The sequence below is a fragment of the Actinospica acidithermotolerans genome (assembly GCF_018139625.1).
Classification (GTDB): Bacteria; Actinomycetota; Actinomycetes; order Streptomycetales; family Catenulisporaceae; genus Actinospica; species Actinospica acidithermotolerans.
This window is the reverse complement of the sequence record NZ_JAGSOH010000178.1, coordinates 1-11,074: the sequence shown is the minus strand read 5'-3', so window position 1 is coordinate 11,074 and position 11,074 is coordinate 1. Positions and strand designations below refer to the sequence as shown.

Here is an 11,074-nt window from a genome sequence, read left to right as displayed (position 1 = left end):
GGCCGTGTCTTCAAACTTGCGTTGGATCAGGCCGCGGCGTCTGACGCGTGCGCTCGCAAGGCGCAGGGGCGGGCGCATACTCGGTCGTCTGCAACCGCCCCTGCAACGCCGCGAGCGTGCGTGGCAGGCGTCGCGGACCCGGCGATAGTTTGAAGACACGGCCTAGGCGCGGCCGAGACCCGCTCGCGGCGCCGGGGGCACCCGTCGCGTCAGAGGTACTGGCCCGTGGAGGGCTCGGCGGTGATCGTGCCGAGCCCCTCGCGCCCGGCCTTGAGGGCGTAGAGCTCGGCCAGCGTCATCGGCCGGGCCACCCGCTCGCCGCCGCCCAGCCACCGCGCGGCCTCGGCCGCCGCGAGCGCGCCGACCTCGATCTGCGCGAGGCAGCGGCCCGGGCGCACCACGGCCGGGTGCAGCCGGTCCAGCTGCTCGTTCGTGGTGATCGCCACCAGGATGTTCTGGCCCTGGCCGAGCAGGCCGTCCGTCAGGTTCAGCAGCCGGGACAGCGCCTGGCCCGCGGTGTGCTTCGCCTCGCCGCGGATCAGCTCGTCGCAGTCCTCGAGGATGAGCAGCCGCCAGCGCCGGTCGCCGTGCCCCTCGCCCATCACGACCTCGAGCAGGTAGCCGGGCTCGCTGAGCAGCCGCTCCGGGTCGAGCACGCAGTCCGTGCGGCACCAGCGGCGCCAGGCCCGGCCGAGCGCCCGCAGCGCGGTCGTCTTGCCGGTTCCGGGCGGCCCGTGCAGCAGGATCAGCTTGCCGTTCACGTCCGCGGCCTTGAGCTCCATCAGCTTCTCGAGCTGCTCAGCCACCGGCGCCGAGTAGTTGTGCCGCAGTTCCGACCAGTCCTGGGCCTCGATCGCGCGCTCCTGGTTGACCGCGCCGTTCGCCGAGGCGTGCCAGAAGCCCAGGCTGACCCGGTCGTCGCGCTCCTTCACCGTGCGCTTCACCAGCTTCGCCGCCTGCCGGCCGACCTTCCGCGCCGTGTCCGGGTCGCGCGCGGTCACCACGGCCAGGCCGTGGCCCGGGTAGTAGCGGTGCAGCAGCAGGCTCCAGCCCTCGCCGACGGCGTACACGGCCCGCTGGCCGGCGTGCGCCTCGCGCAGCGTCCTGGCCCCCTCCGGCAGCCGCCAGGCGCCCTTCTTGAAGCCCTGGAGCGACGTCGAGAAGGCGTAGGGCTCGCGCCCCTCGGCGAACGCGGCGAGGAAGAGGAACTGGCAGACGGTGACGGTGTCGACGCTGTCGTCCAGCGTGCCCCACTCCGCCCACGGCCTGCCGCCGGGCAGCGCCGCCTCGCCGAGCGACGAGGCGCCCTCGGCGATTCCGCGCAGCAGGTCCCGGGCGGCCGCGGTCCCGTTCTCGGTCATGGTCACGAGGGGCCATGATCCTCGCCCGAAGTGTGCTCGTCCACTGATTTGGCCGCGACGCGCACGGTGCGTACACGGACCGGTGTCGAAAGAGTAACAACCGGCACCTGCGGCTCTTCCGCCGAAGAAATCTCGCAGCTGCGGCACTATCATAATCACTATGACGCAAACGCGAGCTTTCCGGATCGGCGAGGCGGCCGAGCTGCTCGGCGTCAGCTCCGACACGGTCCGCCGCTGGATCGACGCGGGCCGCCTGCCCGCCGACCGAGGAGGGGAGAGCGGCGGCCACCGCACCATCGCCGGCCCCGACCTCGCCGCCTTCGCCGCCACCTTCGCGGACACCGAGATGCGCGAGCGCTACGGCGCCGTCTCCTCGGCCCGCAACCGGATGCGCGGCATCGTCACCCGGGTCGTCCGGGACGGGGTGATGGCGCAGGTCGAGATCCAGGCCGGGCCGCACAAGATCGTCTCGCTGATGAGCCGGGAGGCGGCCGACGAGCTGGGCCTGGAGCCCGGCGTGCTCTCCGTCGCCGTCGTCAAGTCCACCAACGTCGTCGTGGAACGGATCGAACCCTGATGCCCACCGTGAACCGCTCCAGCCTTCGCCGTCCCGCCGCCGCGCTCGCCGTCCTCGCGCTGGCCGGAGCGGCCCTCGCCGGCTGCTCCTCGTCCTCCTCGGCCAGCGCGTCGGCCACCGGCTCGGCCTCCGGGAGCAGCCAGGCGCTCTCCGGTACGATCACCGTGTTCGCCGCGGCCTCGCTGCAGAAGACCTTCACCGAGCTCGCGAACACCTTCGAGAAGGAGCACCCGGGCACCACGGTGAAGTTCTCCTTCGGCGGCAGCGACACCCTCGCCGCGCAGATCACCCAGGGCGCCCCGGCCGACGTGTTCGCCTCGGCCAACCAGAGCACCATGCAGACCGTCGAGAAGGCCGGCGACACCACCGGCGACCCGACCGTGTTCGTGAAGAACACGCTGGAGATCGCCGTCGCCCCGGGCAACCCGAAGGACATCAAGACGCTGTCCGACCTGACCAAGTCCGGCACCAAGGTCGCGCTCTGCGCCAAGACCGTGCCCTGCGGTTCGGCCGCGGTGAAGGCGCTGGCCGCCGCCAAGGTCTCGCTGACCCCGGTGACCTACGAGACGGACGTCACCAGCGCGCTGACGAAGGTCGAGCTCGGCGAGGTGGACGCGGCGCTGGTCTACCACAGCGACATCGTCGGGGCGGACGGCAAGGTGGACGGCGTCGTCTTCTCCACGGCCTCCAGCGCCGTGAACTCCTACCCGATCGACGTGCTCAAGGGCTCGACGAATGCGACGCTGGCCCAGGCCTTCGTCGCGTACATCCTGTCCTCCTCCAGCGAGCAGGTCCTGCTCAAGGCCGGGTTCCAGGCTCCGTGACCGATCGGCGCCGGGAGGCGAGGCGCTCGGGGCGACGGCTGAACCAGGGCCGCGCCCCGATCGCGCTGCTGGCGCCCTCGCTGCTCGGCCTGGCCTTCCTGACGCTGCCGGTGCTCGGACTGCTGGTGCGCACGCCGTGGCGCGAGCTGACCGCCGAGCTGTCCGGCACGGACACGTGGACGGCGCTGCGCCTCTCGCTGGAATGCGCGACCGCGGCCACCGGAGTGAGCATCGTGCTCGGCGTGCCGCTGGCGTGGCTGCTGGCGCGCACGGAGATGCCAGGTCGCGGAATCGCCAGGGCGCTCGTCGCCGTGCCGCTGGTGCTGCCGCCGGTGGTCGGCGGCATGGCGCTGCTGCTCGTGTTCGGCCGCTCCGGGATCCTCGGCGAGTACCTGGACCGCTGGTTCGGCGTCACGCTGCCGTTCACCACCGCCGGCGTGATCATGGCCGAGTCCTTCGTCGCGCTGCCCTTCCTGGTCATCTCGGTCGAGGCGGCCCTGCACGGGCTCGATCCGGCGCTCGAGGAGGCCGCGGCCACCAGCGGCGCCGGACGCTGGCAGACCTTCCGCTGGATCACGCTGCCGAACCTGCTCCCGGCCATCGCCGCCGGAGCGGTGCTCTCCTGGGCCCGCGCGCTCGGCGAGTTCGGCGCGACCATCACCTTCGCCGGCGATTTCCCCGGCACCACGCAGACGATGCCGCTCGCCGTGTACCTCGCCTTCCAGACCGATCCCCAGTCAGCCATCGTGCTCAGTCTGGTCCTGCTCGCGGTATCCGTGACCTTGCTCGCCCTGCTGCGCGACAGGCTCTTCACCCGCGTTTAACGTGTTAACAGTCTTCTTAACTCCAATTCGCAACCAGCGGCTCAGGTCGAACGTCACTACCTGCGGTTGATCGAATGGACGGGTGAAGAGGCGATGGCTGATCCATTAGTTGATGAGGGTCCTGACGGTCCGGAACCGGTTCCGGACGGGGACGCGGCGATCAGCGAATCCGACTCCGAGTCGGCCGGGACCGAAGCCGAGGCCGGAGCCGAGACCGAGGCCGGAGCCGAGGAGCCCGAGCCCGAGGAGGCGGAGTCCGAGGAGGCCGAGGGCGAGCCTGCAGGGGCCGAGAGCGAGCCTGAAGAGGCCGAGGGCGAGCGCTCCGCGCAGCGTGCGCGGCGGGCCAGGCGGCGCAGGCGGCTGAAGACGGCGGCGCTGGCCGTCACCGCGACCACCGCCCTCGGCGCGGCCGCCGCCTTCGGGCTCGCCGCCTGGGACGTCCAGCACCTGACAAAGAATCTCAAGCACACCGCGCTGCTCCCGTCGGGCTTCACCGAGCCCGCCGAGCCGGTCGACGCCTACGGCCGGTCTCCGATCAACATCCTGCTGATCGGCTCGGACACCCGGGCCACCGCCGCGGACTGCGGCCTCGGCGGGGACTGCGGGTCCGGCGCCAACGCGGACAGCGAGATGATCGTGCACCTGTCCGCCGACCGCAGCAACGTCACCGTGCTCTCCATACCCCGGGACACCGAGACCGAGCTGCCCGAGTGCGCCGGCGGCGACCGCGGGATGGTCAACAGCGCGCTGCAGTACGGCGCTTCGTGCCAGGTGGCGGCCGTGGTCAAGATGACCGGGATCACCATCGACCACTACATGATGTTCGACTTCTCCGGTGTCGTGGACCTGTCGAGCGAGCTCGGCGGCGTCCCGGTGTGCGTCTCCGCCTCCGTGCACGACCCGTACTCCGGCCTGACCATCAGCGGCGGTACGTCCAACGTCGAGGGCAAGCAGGCGCTGCAGTTCCTGCGCACCCGGCACGCCTTCTACGACGGCTCCGACCTCGGGCGCGAGGAGGCCACGCACATCTTCCTGTCCTCGCTGCTGCGCAAGGTCAAGGCCAGCGCAACGCTGACGAACCTGAGCGAGCTGCAGTCGATCGCCGAGACGGTCACCCAGTACACCACCGTGGACAACGGCCTGGACAGCGCGACCGCCCTGCTCAGCCTGGCCGACGACTTCGGCGAGGTGGACGCGGACCGGACCACCTTCCTGACCATGCCGTGGCAGCAGGACACCGACACCTCCGACGCGAGCTACCAGTACCGCGTCGAGGCGTCGTCCGACGCGCAGGCGATCTTCCAGGACGTCGAGCAGGACAAGTCCTTCACGACCTCCGGCGGTTCGTCCTCGTCCTCGTCCGCGTCCGCGTCGGCGGGCGCGAGCACGTCCGCGGGCTCCTCGGACTCCGGCTCGGCGTCGACGTCGGCAGGTGCGAGCGCGAGCGGCTCGGCGACCGCGTCCTCGTCGGCATCCGCGTCGGCGACGAAGTCCTCCACGCCCAACGCCTCCGAGGAGGCCGCGGCCCGCAAGCACCCGATGCACGTGAACGTCGTCAACGCCTCCGGCACCACGAACCGGTACGAGACGGTCGTCTCGCAGGTCTTCCGGGACGGCTTCGTCTACAGCTCCGGCAGCGACGCCACCTCGACGCGGGCGACGACCACGCTCGTCTACTCCGCGAAGGAGGCGTCCGCGGCGAACGAGCTGGCCGGCGACCTGAACCTGCCGTCCTCGGCACTCGAGGAGACCGGCACCGGGACCACGCTCGTGCTGACCATCGGCACGGACTGGACCAGCGGCGCGACCTACTCGACGGCGAACAGCAGCTACTCGGCGAGCGCCGCGATCTCGGTGCCGAGCGACTCTTACGAGGAGAACGGCGCGAACGCGGGTGCGTGCGTGACCGCGAACCCCGACTACGAGACGGGTTCCGGCACGTCCGGCAGCTCGCAGTGACCGGGGAACGTCGTCCGCGGCTGACCGGCGCGGACGCGTTCAACGGGCATCTGCATGTGCGCGCCGTCGTACGCCGGTGCGCCTCGGCTGAGCCCCCGCATCTGATTTGTGACAACGCGGGGGTATCGGAGGCGGGCTTCGGCCGATACTCTTCGGTCCGTACCATGGTTCGCGATTCACCCCCGGAACCCGCTGTGACCTGCGGTAACAGAAGCAGCGAGTGAGGGTGTGGACGCGGAGAGTACCCGAGGCGGCGGGTGCGTGGATCGCCTTTTTCGCGGAAGGCCGGCCCACCCTTAGACGAGTGCGGCGTAAGGGTTGGCGGTGGAGTTGGCGCGGCGGCGGTCCTGATTGGTAACGCCCAGAACCGACCGTTTCGACCCCGCTGGAGTGGAACAACCGTGGCGCGTCAGTCAAGCCGCATAGCGCGCCGAGTACTCGTCTCGGCCATGGGCGTGCGATCCGTGCGCTCGATCAGCCCCCAGGTGATGCTGGGGCTCGTGGTCACGGAGCTGACCGCGCCCGCCGCCCTCGCGGAGGCCCGCCGGCTGACCGCCGTCGCGCTGGAGCGCTGGGGCCTGGCCGAGCGCGCGGGGGACGCCGCCCTGGTGATCAGCGAACTCGCGGGCAACGCGCTGCGGCACGGCAGCGGCCCGGTCCAGCTGGTGCTGCGGCGCAAGCCGACCGCCGCCGGCACGGCCGTGGAGTGCACCGTCAAGGACGCCGGCAAGTGGCGCGGCCTCGGGGTGCCCGAGCGCGACGAGGTCGAGTCCGACCTGGACGCCGAGGGCGGCCGCGGGCTGTTCATCGCCCGGGAACTGGCCGACTCGCTGATCGTGCGCGCGCCGCGCTACCGGGCCGGGACCGTCGTCACGGCCACGTTCACCTCGCCCGGGCTCGAGCCCGGCGCCGACGAGAGCGCCGCGAGCCGCGCCCGGCGCGCCTGGGAGCGCCGCGTCCGCCGCGCCTGGCCGACCACGCGCAGCACCGCGGGTTCCTGAACCCACCGCGGGTTCCTGAACCCACCGCGGGTTCCCGAACCCGGCGCCGTTGCGCGCCGGTCCCTCGTACCGATCCCCGGCGTGGTCCCTCGCGCCTCCCCACACGCGTTCCCATCATGATCGAACCCTGACGGAGTTCGATTCGTCCCGCCCTGTCCGGATATCCGTGCGGGAAACGGGATTTTAATATGGGTCCAACCTTGCAGCGTATCGCAGCAGTCAATATTACGGAAGCTGATTCACTCAACCGTTACGGACTCGACATTCCGCCTCCACGTGGATTCAGTGTGCTGAATCGCGGGGCCTGGTGATGTGAATACCGCCCCCAGCACCCGAGAACCGCGCCTGCTACCCACGGGCACGGCACCCCCGCTGAAGGAGTCTGTCCCCATGCGCAACCGCACGTTCCGCAGCACTGCTCTCGCCCTCGCCGGCGGCCTGGTCGCGACCGCGGTCGCCGCCTACCCGGCGCACGCGGCCACCGCCTACACCGGCTTCGTGTTCAACACGAGCTCGGCCACCGAGCCGACGATCTACAGCTTCATCAACTCGGCGACCAAGACGCTCGACATGACCATGTACGAGCTCGTCGACACCACCGCGGTCAACGACCTCGTCGCCCGGGAGAAGGCCGGCGTCACCGTCCGCGTCGTGCTCGACGGCCAGCACACCTCGTACAACTCCTCGGCCATCACGAAGCTCAAGGCGGCCGGCGTCGGCGTCGTCGAGTCGAACACCTCGCGCTTCACCTACACCCACCAGAAGACGATCACGATCGACGGCGACGAGTCGATGATCCTGACCGGCAACCTGACCAGCAAGTACTACACGACCAGCTGCGACTACGGCGTCATCGACACCGACGCGAACGACGTCGCGGCGATCGAGAAGGTCTTCAACGCCGACTACGCGAACACCGCCATCACCCCCGGCGACGGCGACAACCTGCTCTGGTCGCCCACCGACGCCACCTCCCGGCTGCTGTCGATCATCGACGGGGCCACCAAGACGCTCGACATCGAGGAGGAGGAGTTCAGCGACTCCACCCTCATCAACGCCGTGGTGGCCCGCGCCAAGGCCGGCGTGACCGTCCGCGTCGTGCTCGAGTACCCGGCGGACTACTCGTCCGAGGTCTCCGAGATCAAGGCGGCCGGCGGCACCGTGGTCGGCTACTCCAGCAGCACCGGCTACTACATCCACGCCAAGGCCATCGTCGCCGACTACGGCTTGTCCGACGCGGCCGTCGAGATCGGCTCGATGAACTGGACGTCGAACTCGCTCGACAACAACCGCGAGCTCGGCATCATCCTCAACGACACCGGTGTCGAGAAGGTCGTCGAGACCCAGTTCGCCTCCGACTACGCGGGCGGCACCGTCCAGTAGCACCCTGCGATACCGCGCGAGGCCGGCCCCCGCTCCCCGGCGAGCGGGGGCCGGCGCCCCGGGACCATCGCCCCCGGACACGGGATCCGCGCCTACTACCCACAGGCACGGCACCGCCCCTCGCCGCGTTCGTGACCGCCGACCGGTAGGAACCGCGGGCGCGGCAGGGTAGCTTGGGAACATGACCGTCTTTTTCGATCTGTTCAGCCCGGGCCACCGGCACCGCGTGGACGAGCAGGAGCGCCTCGAGCACACCCGCGAGGTCGAGTCGCCGTCGGAGCCCGGCCGTGGACCGGTCGACCTCGGCTCCGGTGTGGTGCTGATCAAGCCGAAGGCCCCCTCCCTGGACGGGGAGGAGGCCTCCGAGCCGGCGGCCGAGGACGAGGCCGCCGAGCCTGCCGAGCCCGACACCGACTAGCGCGTACGCCCGGCGCCGGGCCCTACGCCGCCGATCAGGCGGCGATCCGGTGCGGCGCCGCGGCCGTGGCCGGGACCAGCGCCAGGTCGAGCACGTCGCGCACGTCCGAGACCAGGTGGATCTCCAGCGCCTCGCGCACCTCCTCCGGCACCTCGTCGAGGTCCGGCTCGTTGCGCTTCGGCAGCAGGACCACCGTCGCCCCGGCCCGCTGGGCGGCCAGCAGCTTCTGCTTGACGCCGCCGATCGGCAGCACCCGCCCGGTCAGCGAGACCTCGCCGGTCATCGCCACCTCGGCGCGCACCGGCCGGCCGGAGAGCAGCGAGCCCAGCGCGGTCACCATCGTGACGCCCGCGCTCGGGCCGTCCTTCGGCACCGCGCCGGCCGGCACGTGCACGTGGACGCCGCGCTCCTTCAGGTCGCCGACCGGCAGTTCCAGCTCGGCGCCGTGCGAGCGGAGGTAGGACAGCGCGATCTGCGCCGACTCCTTCATCACGTCGCCCAGCTGCCCGGTCAGGGTCACGCCGGTCGCACCGGTCTCCGGGTCGGCCAGCGAGGCCTCCACGAACAGCACCTCGCCGCCCGCGCCGGTGACCGCCAGACCGGTTGCCACGCCCGGTACCGCGGTGCGCTCCGCGGTCTCCGGGATGTGCCGCGGGTGGCCCAGGAACTCCTGCAGGTTCGCCTCCGTGACCAGCACCGGCAGCTCCAGGTCGCCGACCGCGGTCTTGGCCGCCGCCTTGCGCAGGATGCGGGCCAGCGAGCGCTCCAGGTCGCGCACGCCCGCCTCCCGGGTGTACTCGGCCGCGATCCGGCGCAGCGCGCCGTCCTCGACCGAGGCCTCGTCCGCGTTCAGGCCGGCCTTCTCCAGCTGGCGCGGGAGCAGGTGGTCACGGGCGATCGTGACCTTCTCCGCCTCCGTGTAGCCGTCGAGGCGGACCAGCTCCATCCGGTCCAGCAGCGGCCCGGGGATGGCCTCCAGGACGTTCGCCGTCGCCAGGAACACGACGTCGCTCAGGTCCAGGTCGACCTCCAGGTAGTGATCCCGGAAGGTGTGGTTCTGCGCCGGGTCCAGCACCTCGAGCAGCGCCGCCGACGGGTCGCCCCGGTAGTCGGAGCCGACCTTGTCGACCTCGTCGAGCAGCACGACCGGGTTCATCGTCCCGGCCTCCTTGATCGCGCGCACGATCCGGCCGGGCAGCGCGCCGACGTAGGTGCGCCGGTGCCCGCGGATCTCCGCCTCGTCCCGCACGCCGCCCAGGGCGACCCGGACGAAGCTGCGTCCCATGGCCCGCGCCACGGATTCACCCAGCGAGGTCTTGCCGACGCCAGGCGGCCCCACGAGCGCCAGCACGGCACCGGAGCGCCGCCCGCCGACCGCCGAGAGCCCGCGCTCCTCGCGCCGCTTGCGCACGGCCAGGTACTCGACGATGCGGTCCTTCACGTCGTCCAGGCCCGCGTGGTCCGCGTCCAGCACGGCCCGCGCGCCGGGCAGGTCGTAGGCGTCCGCGGAACGCTCGTTCCACGGCATGTCCAGGACGGTGTCCAGCCAGGTGCGGATCCAGCTCGACTCCGGGTTCTGGTCGCCGCTGCGCTCGAGCTTCTCGACCTCCTTGAGCGCCGCCTCGCGCACCTTCTCGGGCAGATCGGCCGCCTCGACCCGGGCGCGGTAGTCGTCGGTCTCGTCGGCCGGACGGCCCTCCAGCTCGGCCAGCTCCTTGCGGATGGCCTCCTGCTGCTTGCGGAGCAGGAACTGCCGCTGCTGCTTCTCCAGGCCCTCGTTGACGTCCTTGCTGATCGACTCGTTGACCTCGGTCTCGGCCAGGTGCGTGCGCGACCACTCGGCCAGCAGCTCGAGCCGCGCCTCGACGTCGACCGTCTCCAGCAGTTGCAGCTTCTGCTCCATCGTCAGGTACGGCGCGTAGCCCGCCGAGTCGGCCAGGGCGGACGGGTCCTGGATCTGCTTGACGACGTCGACGACCTGGAAGGCGCCGCGGTGCTGCAGGATCTTGATCGCGGTCTCGCGGTAGCCCTCGGCCAGCTCGCGGGCGCGGGCGCCGGCGGACTGCTCGGGCCGGATCTCCGCCTCGACCCACAGGGCGGCGCCGGGCCCGGTCGTCCCGCGCCCGATCTTCGCCCGCCGGGTGCCGCGCACGACGGCGACCGGCTGGCCGCCGCGCAGCCGCCCGACCTGCTCGATGACCGCGAGCGTGCCGTACGCCGCGTACTTCCCGTCGGGCCGCGGCACCAGCAGCAGCTCTGGATGCTCGCCCGCGTCCGGGTCCAACCTCGCCGCGTCGATCGCCGCGCGCACGTCGGTGTCGTTGAGGTCCAGCGGCACGACCATGCCCGGCAGCACCACTTCGTCGTCGAGCGGCAGAACGGGCAGGGCCTTGGTGGTGGACGTGATCGCCATGAACGGCTCCCTGGGTCGCCCGCCGGGACCGCTGGGGCCCCGACAGTGTTCGAGTCCGGCTAAGTTGAGTCTGCCGTGCTCAACTTGGCGGCCTGACGGGGTGTTCCCCCAGGAGTGTTCGCTGTCAGCGATCGGCCCCTGACGTGCGGCGATAGCCGTGATGGCCGTTGTGGGGCGCGGCGAGACCGGCGGGTGGCGGGTCGCCGGTTTCTCGGGTGGGGCGCAGACTGGGCTTGTGAGCGTGAGCGCGAAGGCGGATCGGAAGCAGGCGGCGTTTCGGGCCTTGGTGGAGCGCGTGCTGGGCGGGCAGGGGC

Annotated in this window: 9 protein-coding genes; 7 read left to right on the top strand and 2 right to left on the bottom strand. The window is 71.4% G+C overall.

The window, feature by feature from the left end; all coding sequences use genetic code 11:
• Positions 1–209 precede the first annotated feature (209 nt).
• Complete coding sequence (locus tag KDK95_RS32360) at positions 210–1,367, bottom strand: DUF5925 domain-containing protein (RefSeq protein ID WP_372463419.1); 1,158 nt, start codon at positions 1,365–1,367, stop codon at positions 210–212.
• Between the two features lie 154 nt (positions 1,368–1,521).
• Here KDK95_RS32360 and KDK95_RS32355 point away from each other — a divergent pair, with 154 nt between their 5' ends.
• From KDK95_RS32355 to KDK95_RS32325, 7 genes are all read left to right on the top strand, one after another.
• On the top strand, positions 1,522–1,938 hold the full coding sequence (locus KDK95_RS32355; protein ID WP_249162228.1) for a TOBE domain-containing protein: 417 nt from the start codon (positions 1,522–1,524) through the stop codon (positions 1,936–1,938).
• Entirely contained in the window at positions 1,938–2,762 is an 825-nt protein-coding gene (gene modA, locus KDK95_RS32350) for a molybdate ABC transporter substrate-binding protein (RefSeq protein ID WP_212522161.1), read from the top strand. The genes KDK95_RS32355 and modA overlap by 1 nt, the downstream gene beginning before the upstream one ends.
• Positions 2,759–3,586, top strand: coding sequence for a molybdate ABC transporter permease subunit (modB, locus tag KDK95_RS32345; protein ID WP_212522160.1), 828 nt, complete (start codon positions 2,759–2,761; stop codon positions 3,584–3,586). The genes modA and modB overlap by 4 nt, the downstream gene beginning before the upstream one ends.
• Before the next feature lie 93 nt (positions 3,587–3,679).
• Entirely contained in the window at positions 3,680–5,545 is a 1,866-nt protein-coding gene (locus KDK95_RS32340; protein ID WP_212522159.1) for an LCP family protein, read from the top strand.
• Between the two features lie 401 nt (positions 5,546–5,946).
• The gene (locus KDK95_RS32335) at positions 5,947–6,546 is read left to right on the top strand and encodes an ATP-binding protein (protein WP_212522158.1); all 600 of its coding nucleotides are present in this window, start codon (positions 5,947–5,949) and stop codon (positions 6,544–6,546) included.
• A 390-nt stretch (positions 6,547–6,936) separates the two neighbouring features.
• Positions 6,937–7,929, top strand: a complete 993-nt coding sequence (locus tag KDK95_RS32330; protein ID WP_212522157.1) for a phospholipase D-like domain-containing protein — start codon at positions 6,937–6,939, stop codon at positions 7,927–7,929.
• A gap of 181 nt (positions 7,930–8,110) precedes the next feature.
• Positions 8,111–8,347 (top strand): DUF6191 domain-containing protein, encoded by a 237-nt coding sequence (locus KDK95_RS32325; protein ID WP_212522156.1) that lies wholly within the window; start codon positions 8,111–8,113, stop codon positions 8,345–8,347.
• Between the two features lie 34 nt (positions 8,348–8,381).
• Here the strand turns inward: KDK95_RS32325 and lon are convergent, their stop codons facing one another.
• Positions 8,382–10,760 (bottom strand): endopeptidase La, encoded by a 2,379-nt coding sequence (lon, locus tag KDK95_RS32320; RefSeq protein WP_212522155.1) that lies wholly within the window; start codon positions 10,758–10,760, stop codon positions 8,382–8,384.
• Positions 10,761–11,074 lie beyond the last annotated feature (314 nt).

Coding starts and splice junctions, on each gene's coding strand:
- modA (WP_212522161.1), top strand. CDS start 1,938: ATGCCCACCGTGAACCGCTCCAGCCTTCGCCGTCCCGCCGCCGCGCTC.
- KDK95_RS32355 (WP_249162228.1), top strand. CDS start 1,522: ATGACGCAAACGCGAGCTTTCCGGATCGGCGAGGCGGCCGAGCTGCTC.
- KDK95_RS32340 (WP_212522159.1), top strand. CDS start 3,680: ATGGCTGATCCATTAGTTGATGAGGGTCCTGACGGTCCGGAACCGGTT.
- KDK95_RS32330 (WP_212522157.1), top strand. CDS start 6,937: ATGCGCAACCGCACGTTCCGCAGCACTGCTCTCGCCCTCGCCGGCGGC.
- KDK95_RS32325 (WP_212522156.1), top strand. CDS start 8,111: ATGACCGTCTTTTTCGATCTGTTCAGCCCGGGCCACCGGCACCGCGTG.
- lon (WP_212522155.1), bottom strand. CDS start 10,760: ATGGCGATCACGTCCACCACCAAGGCCCTGCCCGTTCTGCCGCTCGAC.